Here is a 17,547-nt window from a genome sequence, read left to right on the forward strand (position 1 = left end):
GACGTTATCGGTAGGTCGATGCCGGCCGGACGGCCACCTACCGGCGATGAAGGAGTGGCGGGTCCTCCCGCCCAATAGTCAAGGGCGCGTTGACGCCCCGGGGGGACCGTGCAATGCCTCAGTTGACCTTCGGGCAACTGCTGAAACAAGCCCGCACTGCGCGCGGCCTCAGCCAATCCGAGGTCGCGGCTCCGGTTCTCACCAAAGCGTTTATCAGCCTTCTCGAACGTGACGGCGCTCGGCCGTCGCTCGGCACCCTCCGGCACCTCGCGGAACGGCTCGATCGGCCGCTCGTGTACTTCCTCGACGGACTCGATCCGCGCACGCTCGAGCGCGCGCTCCGCGAACTCGACGAGCGCGGCCAGTTGGCGCTCCGCCAGCACCGCTGCACCGCCGCGCAGGCGGTCTTTGAAGAGCTGCGCGACCTCGCCGCGAGGACGGGGGTGTCTTCCGCGGCCGCCGGCGCGACGCTCGGAGCCGGCGAGGCGCTGCTGGAGCTCCACCGCCTGCCGGAGGCCGAGCCGCTGCTGCGGGACGCGCTCGAGGAGGCGCGCCGGCGCGGAGACCGGCTGATGGAATGCCGGGCGCTCCGCGGCCTTGGGCTCGTCGCGCATCGAGCCGGCCGGCTGCACGACGCCGTCACGATCTATCGAACGGCCCTGGCGCTGATCCCGGCGCTGCCGAAGCCCGCGCCGGCGCTCCATGGAGAGCTGCTTCTGTACCTCAGCACGATGCAGTTCCGCCTCGGTCAATACGACGAATCCCACGCCAGCGCGATGGAATCCCTCGCGCTGCTGCAGGCATCGGCGCCGGCCCGCACCGCCGAAGTGCGGATGAACCTCGGCGTGGTCCATTACCGGACCGGCGATTATCCCAAGGCGCTCGACGAGTATCATCAGGCCTTGCGGACGGCGGAGCAGTACGAAGACCTGCAGACCACGTTCCGCGTGCGCAACAACCTGGCGATGGTGCTGATCGAGTCGGGCCAGCCGGACGGCGCGTTGGAGCATCTGACGCTCGCGGTGACGATGGCGCGGCGGCTGTCGGACGTGCTCGGCGAATGCCGCGCGCTCACGGAGCTGGCGCGGTGCTATCTGGCGCTCGGCACGCTCCCCGAGGCGCGGGAGGCGGCGGAACAGGCGGTGGGCCGCAGCCACGCCTGCGGGCTCGCGGACGAAGTCGCGCGTGCGAGCATCGTGCTCGGCGTGGTGTCCGTCGCCGAGCGGCGGATTCAGAAGGGGCTGCGGTATCTCACGAACGCGTATCAGCACTGCACGCAGGCCGGCATGACGACCGAGGTCATCACGGCGGGCCACGCGCTCGCGCACGTGTTGGCGCGCTGGGGCAAGTCCGCCGACGCGTACCGGGTGCACAACGAGGTGTTTGCCGCGCTCGGCCGCCTGTCGTCGCAGGACGCCTACGGCGTCATGCGGATAACGAAAACGCTCGACGGCGCGCTCGATCGCGCGCCGTCGGCATCGGCTGTTCGCGTCGGCTAGACCGGCCGCCCCTCCGCTTCACGGTCCGCCCGGCCGGCTTTGCGGCCGGTTGCCATCACGCCCGTTCGGACGGGCGATCCTGTCTAGTGGTACCAGGCCGTCAGCCAGCTCCGCAGCGTGGCCGCGTCCCTGGCGTCTGCCGCCGCGGCGTTCGCCGCGAACGCGCGCAGTTCCGGACGGTCGGCTCTCTGCGCCGCGAGCCTCGACAGCGCGACGCTCCGGTCGAGGTGTTGGGTCATCATCGTGATATACGTTCGCTCGAGCGCGGCCCCGCGCAGCGACCGCAGCTTCTTCACCGGCGCGGTGGCCACGCCTTCGTTCCGCTGCCCCGGCTGCGCGCCGAGGTTCCCGAGCAGTGCGACCATTTTCTGAATCTGTGCGTGTTCCCGTTCGGTGAAGTCCTGGTTCCAATGGAGTAGGTCCGGATGGTCGGCGTACAGCGTGGCGGTCATCGCCATTTCCACGGACTCGTCGTCCACCGGAATGACGTCCCGGAGATAGGCCACGTCGAAGGCGTGGCCGTGCAGGATGGAGACTTGGGCGACCACGGGATCGGCCGACGCGCCGGCGGTCGCGAACGACGCCGCCGCGGGCACCAGCATCGCCAGCATGACGAAAGCTACTACGCGTGCGCTGCGCATGGGGCACCTCTCAACAACGGTCTGCCCGCGGCCGGATGACGCCCCGGCGCGGTCATACGCCCTTATGCCCAGCGGGTGCGGCGGACAGACCGCGGGTCGGCGCTCGTCTCATGACGGCCGGCCGGCTATCGCCGAAACATCGCCCGGCCGTCCTCGTATACGTCGCCGCCGTGGCAGTCGTTCGCGACGACGACCGGGAACCGCTCCACCACCAGCCGGTAGACGGCTTCCGCGCCGAGGTCGGGAAAGGCGACGACTTCCGCGCTGCGCACACAGCGCCCCAGCAGGGCGGCGGTTCCTTCCACCGCCGCGAAGTACACCGCGCCGAAACGCCGGATCGCGTCCTTGACCGCGGCCGAGCGGCGGCCTTTTCCAATCATCCCGCACACACCGTGCTCGAGCAGCGCCGGCGTATAAGGATCCATGCGGGAGGCCGTCGTCGGTCCGGCGGAGCCGATCGGCCGCCCCGGACGGGCCGGGGTGGGGCCGCAGTAGTAGATGATCTCGCCGCCGAGGTCGACCGGCAGGGGATCGCCCGCGGCGAGCAGGCGGGTCAGACGCTCGTGGGCCGCGTCGCGCGCGGTGTAGATGACGCCCGACAGCAGCACCTCGTCGCCGGCGTGAAGACGCTCGATCTCGGCGCGTGCAAGCGGCGTCGCGAGTGCCCTGGGAGTCGCATCCCCGGCTTCGCGGGGCGGGACTGCCGGCGCGGCGCTCACAAGACCGCCTGTCCGGCCCGGTGAGAATGGCAGTCGAGGTTTACGGCGACGGGCAGGCTCGCAATGTGGGTGGGATGCTGCTCCACGTGCACGGCGAGGGCCGTGATGCGGCCCCCGAACCCGCCGGGGCCGATCCCGAGGTCGTTGATGCGCCGGAGCAGTTCGGCTTCCAGCGCGGCGGCGTCCGGCTCGGGCGACGGGTCGCCGACGCGCCGCAGCAGCGCCCGCTTCGCGAGGAGCGCCGCCTGCTCGAACGTGCCGCCCAATCCGACGCCGACGATGAGCGGCGGGCTCGGATTGGGCCCGGCCTCGGCGATCGTGCGCGTGACAAACTCGACGACGCCCTCGCGCCCCTCCGCGGGCGTGAGCATCGCGAGCCGGCTCATATTGTCGCATCCCGCGCCCTTTGCGAGGACCGACAATGTGATCCGGTCGCCCGGCACGATGCGCGTGTACACGATCGCCGGCGTGTTGTCGCCGGTGTTCTGCCGGGTGAGCGGCCCGCGCACCATCGAGGCGCGGAGATAGCCCTCGCGGTACCCGCGGCGGACGCCTTCGTCGATCGCCTTGTCCAAGTCTCCGCCGTCCACGTGGACGTCCTGCCCGAGGTCCAGGAACACGACCACGGTGCCGGTGTCCTGACAGATCGGGAACCATTCCTCGCGCGCCACCCGCGCGTTCTCGAGCAGACGCGCGAGCACCGCGCGGCCGATCTCGGATTCCTCGGCGGCCCGGGCGCGCTCGAGGGCCGCGAGCATGTCGGCGCCCATCCGGTGGTTCACGGTGATGCAGAGATCGCGCAGCGCCGCGGTGATCGCGCCGGCCGGCACGGTTCGCACGGTCAGACGACCCCGTCGGCGCGGAGCCGTTCGATCTCCGCGGCGTCGAGCCCGAGCCGGCCGCCGTAGACCTCACCGTTGTGCGCGCCGAGCGCCGGACCGGTGTGCCGCACCGCCCCGGGGGTGTCCGAGAACTTCGGCACCACGCCGGGCATGCGAAGCTCTCCCGCGTCGGGGTCGTGCACCGTCGCGATGTCCTCGCGCGCGGCGTAGTGGGGGTCGTCGACAATCCGCGGCACGTCGTACACCGGGCCCGCGACCGCGCCGGCATATTCGAGCTGCGCGAGAGCCTCCGCTTCGGGATGGGCGCCGAACCATTCGGCGAGGATCGCGTCCAGGGCTTCGTGGTGGCGGACGCGGGCGGGGTTGTCGCGAAACCGCGGATCGTCGACCAGCCCCGGCCGGCCGATCGCCGCGGCCAGCCGTTCGAAGACCCGCTGACTGGTGGCGGAGATCGCGATCCAGCCGCCGTCGGCCGTGCGGTAGAGATTGCGGGGCGCGGCGTCCGGAAAGTGGTTGCCGGTGCGCCGGGCCACGATCCCGAGCGCGGTGTACTGTGTGACGTGCGGAATGAGCAGACGGAAGAGGGGTTCGTAGAGGCTGACGTCGATGACTTGGCCGGCGCCGCGATCGTCCCGCGCGCGCAGCGCGGCGAGGATCGCGAAGGCCCCCATCAGGCCGGCCACTTCGTCGGCCAGCGGCATCGGCGGCGCGAGCGGCGGCGAATCGGGGAATCCGCTGATGGCGACGACCCCGCTCATGGCCTCGGCCACGGTGCCGAAGCCCGGCCGGTGGCGGTAGGGGCCGGTCTGCCCGAACCCGGAGACACGCAGCACGATCAGGTTCGGATTCGCGGCGTGAAGACGGTCCGGCCCGAGGTTCCACCGCTCGAGCGTGCCCGGGCGGAAATTCTCGACCAGCACATCGGCGTGTTTCACGAGATCGAGCAGCAGCTGCCCGCCGCGGGGCCGGCTCAGGTCGAGTGTCACCGATTTCTTGTTGCGGGCCATGATCTTCCACCAGACGGACTGGCCCGCGACGAACGGCCCCCACGTGCGCAGCGGATCGCCGCCCCGCGGGTGCTCCACCTTGACGACGTCGGCGCCGAAGTCGGCCAGCATCGATGTCACGGTGCCGCCGGAAACGATCGTCGACAGATCGAGGACGGTGAGGCCGGTGAGCGGCCCGGCGTTCGGAGGCATCGTGGCGGATGGATTCCGCGCGCCCGCGCACGCGTCCCTGCCGGAATCAGACCTGCGCCCGTCAGCGCCGTCAGACCCGGGCCCGATGGAAGCCGCGGCGAGCCGGCGATATGGTGGAGGTGAAAGGGAGGCCCGTGCGATGAAGCATCGTCTGCAGCGTGCCCTCACGTGGTCCGCCGTGACGGTGGCGCTTGCCGGCACCGCGTACGGAATGCGGGCCTGGAGCCGGACGGCCCAGATGGCGCATGAGTAACGCGCGCGCGCGATTTCTGAGCGAAGTTGCGCGCGCGGGCCTGCCGTCACATCCCGGGCCGGCCGCCGTGGTCACGGACGCAGAACTGGCCCGCCTACCCGAACCGGCCCAGCGCTACCTGCGATTCATGGGAGCCGTCGGCCGGCCGCGAGACTGGTCCTTTCGTCTCGAGTTTGCCGGGCGATTTCGGTTGAAGCCGGGTCAAGCCTGGATGGCGTGCCGGACGTGGCAGTATAACAGCAGACCCGCGATCGCGCGGATCTTCCAGATCCGCATCCGTATGGCCGGCGTGATTCCCGTCGTGGGACGGGACACGTACGTGGACGGCCGCGGCCGCATGCAGGTGCGGTTGCTCGACGTGCTCACGGTCGTCGACGGCCGCGGCCCCGAGTATGATCTCGGAGAGCTGGTCACCTATCTGAACGATGGCGTTCTAATCGCACCATCGATGCTGCTCGTTCCCGCGGTGACCTGGCAGTCTGTCGATGCCGATTGCTTCGATATCGCGCTGACTGATCACGGCCGGACTGTGACCGCGCGGGTGACCGTGGACAACAAGGGCGCCGCGACCGACTTCAGCACCACCGATCGCTTCTGCGTCGACCCGGACGACCCGAAGCGGTCGACGCGGACGCGGTGGACGACGCCCGTCACGGGATGGCAGACCGTCGACCGCCGGCAGGTCCCGGTGCAGGGTCGGGCCACGTGGCACCTGCCCAAGGAAGATTTCACGTACGCCGACTTCCGCCTCATCCCCGAAGCCGTCGCGTTTAACGTGGAGCCCGGCAAGTAGCGGCCGTTCTCGTTCCCCGCTCCCTACTCAACCGGTGTGCGCAAGATGGCCTCTCGCCCGACCCGCGCGGCCGCGGCCAGCGGCGAGTCCGGCACGTCTTCGATCTGCATCAGGATCTCGGCGGCCTGCCACGCGAGCCGCTGCAGGTCGCCTTCGGCAATCTCAAACGTGCGCGTCACCTCTGCCCAGGCGCGCCCGGACGCCCACGCGGCGACAACCGCGGCGCGCCAAACGGCGGCCGGCGGCTCGTGGCCCTCTCCGGCGAATTCGGCCTCGAGCGGATCGAGGGGCAGGTTCGCTTCCTTGAAGTCTTCGTTGAACCGCGCGACGATCCGGCGCAGCGTCATGAGCGCGCCCCGCGAGGCCGGGGGAACCTGAACCCCCGACGGGCGACGATCCGCATGGAAGGCGGGAGGACGGCGGTAGCGATCACCGCGGCGATGGAACCCCGAATCGACCCGGCCGATACGCGTTCGGACGGGTGCCGGACGCTCCGTGCCGAGCGCGCCGCCGACCGCGGCGAGTGCCGCCGGATCGTCGGGAAGGGCCCCGGCGCGCAGCGCTTCCGCGAGCACGATCATGCGAGGGTGGCGGATGCGCGCCGCGACGCGGCCCCAGGCCGTGGGCCGGTATTCCGCGTCGAGATATCCGTGCGCCCGCAGAACGCCGGCGCGCCGCCGAAACGGCTCGACTTCCCGATCCTTCAGCGCCGCGAGTTCCCGTTCGAGCGCCTGCCGCTCGTGCTCGACGGCGCGCAGGTCGGGCAGACTCGCAAGGCAGCGTTCCGTCACGCGGCAGCCCGTGCACGGCATGGTGACGAGCTCCTCGCCTAGCCGGGTGAGCTCGGCCGTCGCGTCGGGACCGTGCCGCGCGCGCCGAAGGCGCCGCAGCAGATCCTCGAACCGGTGCCGCGTCGCGAGTCGATCGCCGCACGGCCGTTCCGTCAGCGGGTCTTGGGGAAAGGCGGCGAGGTGCCGCCGGATCGCGTCCACTTCCGGGGCGCGCGCGTACGCGGCGAACGACCGGCGCACAATGCCCTCGGCCTTCGGCAGGCTGGACCGCGAGAGCAGGTTGAGGACCTGCGCGTCGCTCGCCGCAAACGCCGAGCGGATCGGCTCGGGCGCGGCGTCCGAAAGTACAAGACCTTCCTCCGCGTCGTCGGGGATCGGGGCGACGATGACCGTGATCCCGAGCGTGTCACGGCCGCGCCGGCCCGCGCGGCCCGTCATCTGATGAAACTCCGTCGCGGTGAGCGATTCCGGCCCGGCCGGCCCGTGGCGGTGGAGGGTGGAGAGCACGACGGTGCGGGCGGGAACGTCGAGACCGGCCGCGAGGGTGGTGGTCGCGCAGACGAAGCGCACAAGCCCCGCTTCGAGGAGCTCTTCCACGCACATTCGCCACCCGGTGAGGTGTCCGGCGTGGTGGGCGGCGACCCCGCTTCGCCGCAGGCCTGGAAGGAGCGGGTGGCCCGCCAGTTGCGGCACGCGCCGGACCCACTGCTCGATACGCCGGGCGCGCTCGGGCTCGCCGGGCGTGACGTGCGTGCCGAGCCGGCGCGCCGATTCGTCGCATTCGCGGCGGCTGGGAAAGAAAAGGATCGCCGGTGTGAGCCGGTTCCGGACCAGTCCGTCGGTGACGGTCGCAAGCCACTGCGGGTGCCGCCGGCGAGTGCGGATCCGGGCCGGATCGGGTGGATGAAGCCGCCCGTCGCCGTCGGCGAGCAGATATTCGAGCGGCACCGGGCGCGTCTCCAGCGTGATGACCTCGGGCCGCCGCCCGCGGACCGTGGCCATCCAGTCGGCCAGCTGCGCGGCGTTCGGAATAGTCGCCGAAAGCAGCAAGAGGCGCGTCGCGGGCGCGGCCAGCAGCAGGATCTCCTCCCACGCGGTGCCGCGCTCGGGATCGGCGAGATAGTGCGCCTCGTCGAGTACGACGACGTCGGAGAGGCCGCGGTCGTCCCCGTAGAGCGCGTTCCTCAAGATCTCCGTCGTGGCGACGAGGACGGGCGCGCGCGCGTTCAGCCGGCGCTCGCCGGTGAGGAGCCCGACGCGGTCCTCGCCGTACATTGCCTGGAACCGGCGAAATTTTTGGTTGGACAGCGCCTTGAGCGGCGTCGTGTACCAAACCCGCGGCGTCCCGGTCCCGGACGGGTCGAGCAGCCGGGCGATTTCCTGTTCCGCGATCCAGGTCTTGCCGCTGCCGGTCGGCGCGGACACGAGGACGTCGCCGCGCCCCAACGCGTCGAGCGCGGCTTGTTGGAAGGGCGCCGGTGCAAAGGGCGCGGCCGGCGGCTCGCCCAGGTCGCGGAGAATCTCCGCGATTCCCCTCACTGTCGGGCGCCCGGCACAGGAGGGCGATTTTGCGGCGTCGAAACGCAGGCACGCGCGTTCATCGCAGGGAAACCCGCGGAGTCCGCCGCACGGCGGTCCACGGGACACGGGGTTCCGCTCGAGAGGATACAGTGGCCAGGCAGACCGGCTTTTCCGCCGACGAAAAACGTTTTCTGGCAAGCCTGATACGCCAGGTCTGGCGCGCCTGTCAGGGATTCGTGGCGGTGGTGGTTGAGCGCGGCCCGGGCGAAGCCGTCTACGTTCTCGATAATCTCGTCGACTGGTCCAGCGCGCAAACCGCGCGGCTGCGCGCCGCCTCGTGCCGGTCGAAGGTCATCGGGCCGGAGGCGCGCCACGTCTCCGTCGAGCTGCTCCGCGACGTTCGCGCGTTCTGCAGCGGCATCGGCGACCATCTGGGTAACGTGCATCAGACGCTCGACCCCGATGAGGTCGAAGACGAAGCCCTGATGATGATCGAGGGATTCCTCTCCTGGACGACATTGATGGCGGGTCAGCTCGGCATCTCCCGCAACCTGAAGCCCCAAACCCTCTGGCACGAGCGTTGACCGCGCGCCCCCTGGGCGGGCGGCGCCGCGATGTCTTGCGCGGATCGGAGCGGCGGCATGTGCCGCTCCTTGGCGCGTATTCTAACAGACAGGAAGAACGCCGACAAAGAAACAATAGTCCAATTGTTGCGTAAGAGGAGCGGCTCCGGCTCAAAGAGCGGCACGGCGCCCGCGAACCACCGTCCCACACCGAGGAGGTAAGGCGTTTGGGCACGTTCATCGACCTTTCAAGCGACACCGCGACCAGACCGTCCGAAGGGATGCGCGAGTTCATGCTGCGCGCCCCCGTGGGCGACGAGCAGAAACTCGAAGACCCATCGGTCAACGCGCTTCAGGAGCGCGTCGCGGCGCTCCTCGGCAAGGAGCAGGCCTGGTATCTCCCGTCGGCGACGATGGCGAACGAGATCGCGGTCAAGGTCCACACCAAGCCCGGCGACGAGGTGGTCATCGACCGGACCGCGCACATCGTGAACGCCGAAGCCGGCGGTCCGGCGCTGCTTTCCGGCGTCATGATCTATACGGTCACCGGCGAGCGCGGCGTGTTTGCCGGCCGCGACGTCGAGGAGGCGATCCGCAAGGACGACCCGCACTGCCAGCGCACCCGGCTCGTTTCGGTCGAGCAAACCTCCAACGGCGGCGGCGGCACGGTGTGGCCGGTCGCACGGCTCCGCGAGGTCGCCGAGGCGGCGCGGCGGCACAACCTCCGCACGCACATGGACGGGGCCCGGCTCATGAACGCGGTCGCGGCGTCCGGCGTGCCGGCCGCCGAGCAGACGAAAGGGTACGATTCGGTGACGTTCTGCCTCACGAAGGGCCTCGGCTGTCCCGTCGGCGCGCTCGTGGCGGGCGACCGCGAGTTCGCCAAGGAGGCGAGGCGCTACAAGCATCTCTTCGGCGGCGCGATGCGGCAGGCCGGGATCATCGCCGCGGCCGGGCTGTACGCCCTCGACCACAACGTCGACCGGCTTGCCGAGGACCACGCCAACGCCAAGATCCTGGCGCGCGGGCTCGCGGAGATCCCGGGCATCCGCATCGACGTCGAGCATACCGAGACCAACCTCGTGTTTTTCGACGTCACGGGCCTCGGGATGACGGCGCCCGAGGTGGCGAAGCGCCTCGCCGACGCCGGCGTGCGGATGGGCGCGACCTCGAAGACGCGGATCCGCGCGGTCACGCATCTCGACGTCTCGCGCGCGGACGTGGAGCGCGCGGTTGCGATCGCGCAGGCGACGCTCGGCAAGGTGAAGGCGGGAGCGCCCGGCGGCTAAGGGCGTCCGGCATCGGCGGAAACGGTTCGGGCCCGGCGGCTGTGGCCGCCGGGCCCGCGTCGTTCAGCCGCCCGGAGAGATTTAGGGGTTGCGGCCGTGCTTGGCCGCGAACTCTTCCTTGCTCATCTTGAAATAGTCGGCGTTGATCTCGTTGAAGTTCTTCCACTGGTCGGGTACGTCCGCTTCGGCGAAGATCGCCGTCACCGGACACACCGACTCGCACGCCCCGCAGTCGATGCACTCGTCCGGGTGGATGTAGAGCATCACTTCGCCCTGATCCTCGTCCGTCTTGGGGTGGATGCAGTCCACCGGGCAGACTTCCACGCACGAACGGTCTTTGACGTTGATGCAGGGCTCGGTGATCGTGTAGGTCATCCTACGTGCCTCCTTCTCTCCCTCGGGGACTCCCGTTGCCGACCCCAATTATACCCCGAGGTTTCCGCAATGTCCTCCAGGGTTGCCGGGAGGTAGTGAGTCAGTTGGAATGGATTCCTGCCGGCCGGGCCCAAGGGTTCATCCGTGTTGCGTCGAACAAGGGGAGCCAACGCTCTTCCGATGCGGCGGGAAACAGACAAACCCACATGACTTCGGATTCCGCCAAGAGCCGCGACCTCATGCCAGGATCCGACAACTCCCGTGTCACCGACGCAATGTTTGATGCCGGGTCCGACAATCGGGCCATCCCGGAGCAAATCCCACGCACGCGGGTGCCGGCGCTCGACGCGATCCTCGGCCGGCCATTCAAAGTTCTCGATGACGGCTTCGTCCGCGTGCTCGACTACATGGGCGACGATACCGCGGTTGTGCAGGCCGCGCGCATCTCCTACGGCGCCGGGACTAAGCAGATCCATCAGGACCGCGGTCTGATCCGTTATTTGATGCGTCACAGACACTCGACCCCTTACGAAATGTGTGACATCAAGTTCCACGTACGCGTGCCGATGGATACATGGCGGCAGTGGATCCGACATAGAACTAGCTCGACGAACGAGTACAGCACTCGCTATTCCGTCGCCATCGACGCGACGCAGCAGACGCCGCCCGACCGGTGGCGCGCGCAGTCGGCGCTCAACCGCCAGGGCAGCAGCGGCACGCTGCCGGTCGAGATCGGGGAGAAGCTGTCCGCCGCTGAGCGCGCGCTCCAGGACGAGGCCCGGCGCGTCTACGAGGAACGGCTCGCCGCCGGCGTCGCGCGCGAACAGGCCCGCAAAGACCTGCCGCTGTCCACGTACACCGAGGCGTACTGGAAGATCAACCTGCACAACCTGCTCCACTTCCTCGATCTGCGCATGGACGATCACGCGCAGGAGGAGATCCGGACCTACGCCCGCGTGATCGGCGAGGAGATCGTCGCCGCGTGGGTGCCGATCGTGTGGGAGGCCTTTCTCGACTACCGGCGCCGGGCGCTGCACCTCTCCGGCATCGAAGCCGAGTTGATCCGCCTGCTCAACATGAACGACCGCGCCGGCGCGATCGCCGCCGCGGAACGGCACGGCCTGCTCGCGCGGCGCAAGGACGGGAGTCTCGCGCGCAATCGCGAACGCGCGGAGCTCGAAGCAAAGCTCGCCGCGCTCGGTCTCACGGCGCCCTGGGCCTGATCGCGCGTTCGAACGCGTCCTTTCTCGTTCGGCGGCGTCCGTGGTATCATGGCGTCGTCCCCGTTATGAAGGAGGATATGGTGATTCCGAACCCCGATTCCGGCGCGCGGCCGGAACGCCCCGCGAAGCCGGGAGTGGATGCGCTGTTGTCCGATCCCGAATCCCTGTACCGGCACATCCGCACCGTGCTCGACCGTCCCCGCCAGATCTCGCCGCTCGGCGCGGGCCTGCGGCGCGCCGCGGTGCTGCTGCCGCTCGTCGTGACACAAGCCGGGCCGGCGCTCGTCCTGACCCAGCGCACCGATCAGGTCGAACATCACAAAGGGCAGATCTCGTTTCCAGGGGGCGCGCTCGACAACGGCGAGGAGCCGCTCGCGGGCGCGCTCCGCGAAACGCATGAGGAGATCGGCGTCCCTCCGTCCGACGTGCGGGTGCTCGGCGGGCTCGACGACGAGGAGGCGGCCATTTCCGGGTTCATGGTGTCGCCGTTCGTGGCGGCGCTGCCGTATCCGGCGCGCCTGCGCGTCAGCGAGGACGAGGTGCACGCCGTGATCGTCGTGACGTTGCGCACGCTCCTCGATCCGCGCAACGTGCGGGCGGAGTTGTATCGCCGGCCGCGCGGCGACAGCGTCGTGATGTACTATTATCAGGCAGGGTCCAGCGTGATCTGGGGCGCCACGGGGCGGATTGTGGCGCGGTTTCTTGAAGCGGTCTTCGACGTGCCGCTGGTCCAGGCGGGCAGCGCCCGGTAGGAGACAATGCGGGTCGCGATCTTCTCGGACGTACACGGGAACGCGGCCGCCCTCGAGGCGGTGCTGGCGGACATCGGCGCCCGCGGGCCCTTCGACCGCATCCTGAACGGCGGCGACTTTGCGTTCGGCGGCCCGCGCCCCCGGGAGGCCGTGGAGCGGCTGATCGAGACCGGTTACCCGGCGGTGATCGGCAACACGGATGAGATGGTCGCGGCCTCGCCCGAGGGGGCGGTCGGCGCCGTCGCGGCCTGGGCCCGGACGCGGCTCACGCCGGAGCAGGTGGACTGGCTCCGTGCACTACCGCGGCTGCGGCGGATCGAGCCGCCCGGCGGACCGCCGCTGGTGCTGGTGCACGCGACGCCCTGGTCGACCACCGACATGATCGACCCCGCGTCGCCGGCGGCGACCGTGACACGCGCGTTCGAACAGGCGGAGACACGGACGCTGGTCTACGGGCACATTCACCGCGCCTATATTCGTGAGGTGGCCGGCGGGCTGATCGTGAACGCCGGCAGCGTCGGGTTTCCGTTCGACGGCGATCCGCGGCCGGCGTGGGCGGTCCTGACGCTCGAGCGCGGGGCGTGGCGGGCCGAGATCGTGCGCACCGAGTACGATCGCGAGGGGGCCGCCCAGGACCTGCTGACGAGCGATCATCCGGACGCGGAAACCTTTGCGCGCCGCGTGCGCACCGCCCGCCTGTGACGGCGATGGCCCCGAACGCGCGCCCGGATTACCACATCCACCTCGAACGCGGTCCCTGGACGCTCGAGTGGCTGGAGCGCTTCGTCGAGACGGCGCGATCGCGCGGGCTCACCGAGATCGGCTTCAGCGAGCACCCGCACAGGTTTCGCGAGTGCCGCGCCATGTATCCGCCGCGCGACGCGGTGTCGGGGTGGGTTGACGAGCAGTGCACCGAATCGCTCGACGACTACCTGCGGCTCGTCGAGGCGGCCCGCAAGGCGGGGCTGCCGGTGAAGGTCGCGCTCGAATGGGACTACCTGCCCGGCTACGAGCGCGAGCTCGAGCGGTTGATGGGCCTCTATCCCTGGGACTACGCGATCGGGTCGGTGCACTGGATCCCGCCGGAAGAGCGCGGCGGGATGTGGTGGGGCTTCGACGACCTGTCGCGCGCCGAGGAGTGGACGCGCCGCGACGTGCTCGACGCCTACCGGCAGTACTTTGCGCTGATCGCCGCGGCGGCCGGTACGCGCTTCTTCGACTTCATCGGACATGCGGACGTGATCAAGGTGTGCGGGTACCGTCCCGCCGCGGACATCCTCGACCAGTACGAGGCGGCCGCGGAGGCCTTTGGCCGCGCCGGCGTGTGCGCGGAGATCAACACCGCCGGGCTGCGGAAGCCGGTGGGCGAGTTGTATCCGGCGCCGGCGTTTCTGGCCGCCTGCCGCCGGGCCGGCGTCCCGACGCTCATCAACTCCGATGCGCACACGCCCGAGGATGTCGGCCGGGACTTCGACCGCGCCGCCGCGCTGGCGCATGCCGCGGGGTACGGCGAGGTGGCGACGTTCGCCGGGCGGCAGCGCACGATGGTGCCGCTGCCGTGAGCGCTCCGCGCGGGAGCGGCCGCGGCGAAGACGAGGGCGGCGACGCGGCGGCTCTCGCCCGCCGCCTGAACGAAGCGCGGTTCACCGCCACGGCGCGCGCGTATTCGTCGAGTTCGGTCGCCGAGCGGCGCGACGAGAACGCGGCGCTGCTCCGCCTGGCGGCGCCGGCTCCGGACGACCGGGCGCTCGACGTCGCCTGCGGCCCGGGAGCGGTGCTCGCGACGCTGGCGCCTTTCGTGCGGCACGCGGCCGGGGTCGATGTCACCGCCGCGATGCTGGAGCAGGCGCGGCGCCGGCTTCGGGATCTCTCCACCTCTACGCCCGTCGGGGCGGTGTCGCTGGTCCGGGGCGCCGCGGAGCACCTGCCGTTTCGGGACGGGGTATTTTCTCTCGCGGTGACCACCTACGCGCTGCACCACTTCGGCGAGCCGCGCGTGGTCGTGCGGGAGATGGTGCGCGTCGTCGGGTCGGGCGGACGGGTGATCATCGGCGACCTCGTCGGCGCGGACGACGACGGCGCGCGGGCGCTGCAGAACGAGATCGAGCGGCTGCGCGATCCCGCGCACATGAAGATGCACAGCGCGCGAGAGATCGAGGGGCTGCTCGCCGGCGAGGGCTTGACCGTCACCGGCCGCGCCGCGGGGGCGACGGGCCGGGAGTTGGGCGAGTGGCTGCGCCTGGCCCACACGCCGCCGGACCGTGCGGCGCTGGTCCGCGGCCGGCTGCTGGAGACGCTCCCGGACGACCGCGCCGGCATGAACGCGTCCCTCGACGGCGACGCCGTGCGATTCATCCACCGCTGGGGGATCGTGGCCGCGCGAAAGCCCTAACATCAAAGCATAACAACATCTTAACGCCGAACATCCCCGCCCGATCGGGCGTTCCTGGTATACTAGCCGGTACATCGCTCATCGTTGGGGGCGTGGTTTGCTATGGGCCATCTCACCGCACCGCTGCTGCAACCGCGCGTCGTCGCCGACATGATCGGGCTGTCGCCCGCCTCGTTGCGGCGCTGGGACGCGGCGCTGCTGCCGGGCGCCGACCGGCGTCCGCGGCGTTACTCCTGGGCGGAAGTGGAGATCCTCCAGCGCGCCGTCCATCAGGCCTCGGGCCGAGGAGGCACCCCCGCGGCGTTCCAGGGCATGCGTGCCGTCCCGTCGCCGCGCGCAGGAGGCGCATCTTTGGCCCTGGGCCTAGGGCGTGAGCCGAAGACGCCCGCAGGCCCAGACGCGGCCGGAGGTCCTGCGCCAGACCGGGCAAGAGGCCGCGCGCGGGCCACCGGGCGGCGCCGCCGGGCCCGGCGCAGCATCGTGATCGTCGGCCTTCCGCGAAGCGCCCGCCGGCGCGAGCGCCGCGCGCCGCACTGACGGCGGACCACCCCGCGGAGAACGACCGCATGAGGGTGTACCTCGACTACGCGGCCACGACGCCGGTAGACCTGCGCGTGCTCCAGGCGATGCTGCCGTACTTCACCGAGCACCCCGGCAACGCGAGCAGTCTGCACGGGTTTGGCCAGGAGGCGCGCGCCGCGGTCGACCGCGCCCGCGTCGAGGTGGCCTCGCTCCTCGGCGCGCGTCCGGGCGAGATCGTGTTTACCAGCGGCGCCACCGAAGCGGACAATCTGGCGGTCGTCGGCGTCGGCTCGGCCCCGTCTGCGCGGGGCGGTGCGCCCCGTGGCCGGCACATCATCACGTCCGCGATCGAGCACCATGCGGTCCTTGAAGCGTGCCACGTCCTTCAGGAGCGCGGCTACGAGCTGACCGTCGTCCCGGTCGGGTCTTCGGGCATCGTGGACCCCGACGACGTCCGCCGGGCCGTGCGGCCGGACACGTCGCTCATCTCGATCATGGCCGCCAACAACGAGATCGGTACGCTGCAGCCGCTCGCGGAAATCGGGACAATCGCGCGCGAGCACGGCGTGCCGTTTCACTCGGACGCCACGCAGTGGGTCGGCGCCCTGCCGGCGCGCGTCGACGACCTGCGCGTCGATCTCCTGTCGCTCTCCGGACACAAGCGGTACGGACCGAAAGGCGTCGGCGCGCTGTACGTGCGCACCGGGACGCCGCTCGTTCCGCTGCAGCGCGGAGGCGGGCACGAGCGGGGACGGCGCGGCGGCACGGAAAACGTGCCGGGCATCGTCGGCCTGGGGGCGGCGCTGCGCATCGCCGGCGTCGAGATGGACGATGAAGCCGAGCGGCTCACCGCGCTGCGCGACCGCCTGATCGCGGGGGCGTTGGCGATTCCGGGCGTCGTGCTGAACGGCGATCCTGCGCGCCGGCTGCCCAACAACGTCAACCTGTCCGTCGAGGGCACCGACAGCCAGTCGCTCGTCATCGCCCTCGACCTCCGCGGCGTCGCGGTGAGCGCGGGGTCGGCGTGCTCGTCCGGGACCCTCGAAGCGTCGCACGTGTTGAGCGCGCTCGGGGTGCCGGCGGAACGCGCGATGTCCGCGGTGCGCCTTACGCTCGGCCGTCCCACCACGACCGTTGAGATCGACGAGGCGCTGGCGACGCTGCGAACGGTAGTGGCGCAGCTCCGGCAGGCCGCGTAGGCCGCGCCCGGGACGCAGTCCGGCCTCGCCGCCTGAGGCCGCGTTGACACACCTTAGCGCTTCTGCAATTATGAACTTTGAGCGTCGTCGGGCGCGCCGCTCACAGCGTTCTCTTCCAGAGGGGCACATCGATGTCGGGCTATATCCCCGTTCTGGTGCACTTCGCGCTCGCGCTTCTCCTCGCCGGCACGCTGATGGGGCTCCACATGGCGGTCGGAGGCCGGCGCGCGACGCTGCAGAAAGGCCTGCCGTATGAAGCCGGGGTGTGGCCGGCCGGCAGCGCCCGCCGCCGCGTCCCCGTACGCTACTATCTCATTGCGATGCTCTTCATCCTGTTCGACGTCGAGATCGTCTTTGTCTATCCGTGGGCGGTCTTGGTCCGGGAGCTGGGGCCCGCCGGAATCGCCGAGATGTTCACGTTCCTCGGGCTGCTCGCAGTCGGCTATCTCTACGTCCTGAAGCGGGGGGCCCTCGAGTGGGAGTGATCCAGTCGGAGCGCGACGTCGAGCGGAACGTCCTCACGACGACCGTCGACCGGGTGCTCAATTGGGCGCGCGCGGGCTCCGTGTGGCCGGTTCAGTTCGGCCTGGCCTGCTGCGCGATCGAGATGATTGCGAGCGCCGCCTCGCGCTTCGACATCGCGCGGTACGGGTCAGAGCTGTTCCGTGCCTCGCCCCGGCAGGCCGATCTGATGATCGTGGCCGGCCGCGTCAGTCAGAAGATGGCGCCGGTCCTGCGGCACATCTACGACCAGATGCTCGAGCCGAAGTGGGTCATCGCGATGGGCGACTGCGCCAGCACCGGCGGACTCTACAACAACTACGCGGTCGTGCAGGGCGTCGACAAGGTGGTGCCGGTGGACGTCTACATCGCCGGCTGCCCGCCGCGTCCCGAAGCGCTCCTCCACGGCCTCGGCCTTCTCCAAAATTTGATCGCGCGCGGCGCGACCGCGAGGCAGCTGCGATGACATCGTG

The 17,547-nt window shown here is 70.4% G+C and carries 19 protein-coding genes; 13 read left to right on the forward strand and 6 right to left on the reverse strand.

What is annotated here, in order from left to right; genetic code table 11:
- The first annotated feature begins 113 nt into the window (after nt 1-113).
- Nucleotides 114-1,499 carry a tetratricopeptide repeat protein gene (locus tag VKT83_15055; GenBank protein HLY23781.1) on the forward strand — a complete coding sequence of 462 codons (1,386 nt, stop codon included), beginning with the start codon at nt 114-116 and terminating at the stop codon, nt 1,497-1,499.
- Between the two features lie 83 nt (nt 1,500-1,582).
- Here VKT83_15055 and VKT83_15060 read toward each other — a convergent pair whose 3' ends face one another.
- The 4 genes from VKT83_15060 to VKT83_15075 form a co-directional block, all read right to left on the reverse strand.
- Nucleotides 1,583-2,140 (reverse strand): DUF305 domain-containing protein, encoded by a 558-nt coding sequence (locus VKT83_15060; GenBank protein ID HLY23782.1) that lies wholly within the window; start codon nt 2,138-2,140, stop codon nt 1,583-1,585.
- A 125-nt stretch (nt 2,141-2,265) separates the two neighbouring features.
- Entirely contained in the window at nt 2,266-2,859 is a 594-nt protein-coding gene (locus VKT83_15065; GenBank protein ID HLY23783.1) for a FumA C-terminus/TtdB family hydratase beta subunit, read from the reverse strand.
- Nucleotides 2,856-3,698 carry a fumarate hydratase gene (locus VKT83_15070; protein HLY23784.1) on the reverse strand — a complete coding sequence of 281 codons (843 nt, stop codon included), beginning with the start codon at nt 3,696-3,698 and terminating at the stop codon, nt 2,856-2,858. Before VKT83_15070 ends, VKT83_15065 begins: the two co-directional genes overlap by 4 nt.
- A 2-nt stretch (nt 3,699-3,700) precedes the next feature.
- The gene (locus tag VKT83_15075) at nt 3,701-4,900 is read right to left on the reverse strand and encodes a CoA transferase (protein ID HLY23785.1); all 1,200 of its coding nucleotides are present in this window, start codon (nt 4,898-4,900) and stop codon (nt 3,701-3,703) included.
- Between the two features lie 245 nt (nt 4,901-5,145).
- Between VKT83_15075 and VKT83_15080 the strand changes: the two genes are divergently transcribed.
- Nucleotides 5,146-5,946, forward strand: a complete 801-nt coding sequence (locus VKT83_15080) for a DUF6544 family protein (protein HLY23786.1) — start codon at nt 5,146-5,148, stop codon at nt 5,944-5,946.
- Nucleotides 5,947-5,969: 23 nt separating this feature from the next.
- Here the strand turns inward: VKT83_15080 and VKT83_15085 are convergent, their stop codons facing one another.
- Complete coding sequence (locus VKT83_15085) at nt 5,970-8,276, reverse strand: DEAD/DEAH box helicase (GenBank protein ID HLY23787.1); 2,307 nt, start codon at nt 8,274-8,276, stop codon at nt 5,970-5,972.
- Nucleotides 8,277-8,407: 131 nt separating this feature from the next.
- Here VKT83_15085 and VKT83_15090 point away from each other — a divergent pair, with 131 nt between their 5' ends.
- Entirely contained in the window at nt 8,408-8,842 is a 435-nt protein-coding gene (locus VKT83_15090) for a hypothetical protein (protein HLY23788.1), read from the forward strand.
- A gap of 206 nt (nt 8,843-9,048) precedes the next feature.
- Entirely contained in the window at nt 9,049-10,110 is a 1,062-nt protein-coding gene (locus VKT83_15095) for a GntG family PLP-dependent aldolase (protein HLY23789.1), read from the forward strand.
- Nucleotides 10,111-10,191: 81 nt separating this feature from the next.
- Here VKT83_15095 and VKT83_15100 read toward each other — a convergent pair whose 3' ends face one another.
- Nucleotides 10,192-10,485 carry a ferredoxin family protein gene (locus VKT83_15100; GenBank protein HLY23790.1) on the reverse strand — a complete coding sequence of 98 codons (294 nt, stop codon included), beginning with the start codon at nt 10,483-10,485 and terminating at the stop codon, nt 10,192-10,194.
- 275 nt (nt 10,486-10,760) lie between these two features.
- Here VKT83_15100 and thyX point away from each other — a divergent pair, with 275 nt between their 5' ends.
- From thyX to VKT83_15145, 9 genes are all read left to right on the forward strand, one after another.
- Nucleotides 10,761-11,708, forward strand: a complete 948-nt coding sequence (thyX, locus tag VKT83_15105) for an FAD-dependent thymidylate synthase (GenBank protein ID HLY23791.1) — start codon at nt 10,761-10,763, stop codon at nt 11,706-11,708.
- Nucleotides 11,709-11,785: 77 nt separating this feature from the next.
- Nucleotides 11,786-12,460, forward strand: coding sequence for a CoA pyrophosphatase (locus VKT83_15110; protein ID HLY23792.1), 675 nt, complete (start codon nt 11,786-11,788; stop codon nt 12,458-12,460).
- A 6-nt stretch (nt 12,461-12,466) separates the two neighbouring features.
- Entirely contained in the window at nt 12,467-13,162 is a 696-nt protein-coding gene (locus VKT83_15115) for a metallophosphoesterase family protein (protein ID HLY23793.1), read from the forward strand.
- Between the two features lie 5 nt (nt 13,163-13,167).
- Nucleotides 13,168-14,022 (forward strand): histidinol-phosphatase HisJ family protein, encoded by an 855-nt coding sequence (locus tag VKT83_15120; protein ID HLY23794.1) that lies wholly within the window; start codon nt 13,168-13,170, stop codon nt 14,020-14,022.
- The gene (locus VKT83_15125; protein HLY23795.1) at nt 14,019-14,852 is read left to right on the forward strand and encodes a class I SAM-dependent methyltransferase; all 834 of its coding nucleotides are present in this window, start codon (nt 14,019-14,021) and stop codon (nt 14,850-14,852) included. Before VKT83_15120 ends, VKT83_15125 begins: the two co-directional genes overlap by 4 nt.
- A gap of 102 nt (nt 14,853-14,954) precedes the next feature.
- Complete coding sequence (locus VKT83_15130; protein ID HLY23796.1) at nt 14,955-15,389, forward strand: hypothetical protein; 435 nt, start codon at nt 14,955-14,957, stop codon at nt 15,387-15,389.
- A gap of 29 nt (nt 15,390-15,418) precedes the next feature.
- Nucleotides 15,419-16,573, forward strand: coding sequence for a cysteine desulfurase family protein (locus tag VKT83_15135; GenBank protein HLY23797.1), 1,155 nt, complete (start codon nt 15,419-15,421; stop codon nt 16,571-16,573).
- Nucleotides 16,574-16,704: 131 nt separating this feature from the next.
- Nucleotides 16,705-17,058, forward strand: a complete 354-nt coding sequence (locus VKT83_15140; GenBank protein HLY23798.1) for an NADH-quinone oxidoreductase subunit A — start codon at nt 16,705-16,707, stop codon at nt 17,056-17,058.
- Nucleotides 17,055-17,540: an NADH-quinone oxidoreductase subunit B family protein gene (locus VKT83_15145; GenBank protein HLY23799.1), complete on the forward strand. Its 486-nt coding sequence runs from the start codon at nt 17,055-17,057 to the stop codon at nt 17,538-17,540. The genes VKT83_15140 and VKT83_15145 overlap by 4 nt, the downstream gene beginning before the upstream one ends.
- The last annotated feature ends 7 nt before the right edge of the window (nt 17,541-17,547 follow it).

The organism is bacterium, assembly GCA_035308905.1.
Lineage (GTDB): Bacteria > Sysuimicrobiota > Sysuimicrobiia > Sysuimicrobiales > Segetimicrobiaceae > DASSJF01.

What these genes read in the sequence shown, in the direction of transcription:
- VKT83_15055 (HLY23781.1), top strand. Translation starts at nt 114, where the DNA reads ATGCCTCAGTTGACCTTCGGGCAACTGCTGAAACAAGCCCGCACTGCG.
- VKT83_15060 (HLY23782.1), bottom strand. Translation starts at nt 2,140, where the DNA reads ATGCGCAGCGCACGCGTAGTAGCTTTCGTCATGCTGGCGATGCTGGTG.
- VKT83_15075 (HLY23785.1), bottom strand. Translation starts at nt 4,900, where the DNA reads ATGCCTCCGAACGCCGGGCCGCTCACCGGCCTCACCGTCCTCGATCTG.
- VKT83_15080 (HLY23786.1), top strand. Translation starts at nt 5,146, where the DNA reads ATGAGTAACGCGCGCGCGCGATTTCTGAGCGAAGTTGCGCGCGCGGGC.
- VKT83_15100 (HLY23790.1), bottom strand. Translation starts at nt 10,485, where the DNA reads ATGACCTACACGATCACCGAGCCCTGCATCAACGTCAAAGACCGTTCG.
- thyX (HLY23791.1), top strand. Translation starts at nt 10,761, where the DNA reads ATGTTTGATGCCGGGTCCGACAATCGGGCCATCCCGGAGCAAATCCCA.
- VKT83_15110 (HLY23792.1), top strand. Translation starts at nt 11,786, where the DNA reads ATGGTGATTCCGAACCCCGATTCCGGCGCGCGGCCGGAACGCCCCGCG.
- VKT83_15115 (HLY23793.1), top strand. Translation starts at nt 12,467, where the DNA reads ATGCGGGTCGCGATCTTCTCGGACGTACACGGGAACGCGGCCGCCCTC.
- VKT83_15120 (HLY23794.1), top strand. Translation starts at nt 13,168, where the DNA reads ATGGCCCCGAACGCGCGCCCGGATTACCACATCCACCTCGAACGCGGT.
- VKT83_15130 (HLY23796.1), top strand. Translation starts at nt 14,955, where the DNA reads ATGGGCCATCTCACCGCACCGCTGCTGCAACCGCGCGTCGTCGCCGAC.
- VKT83_15135 (HLY23797.1), top strand. Translation starts at nt 15,419, where the DNA reads ATGAGGGTGTACCTCGACTACGCGGCCACGACGCCGGTAGACCTGCGC.
- VKT83_15140 (HLY23798.1), top strand. Translation starts at nt 16,705, where the DNA reads ATGTCGGGCTATATCCCCGTTCTGGTGCACTTCGCGCTCGCGCTTCTC.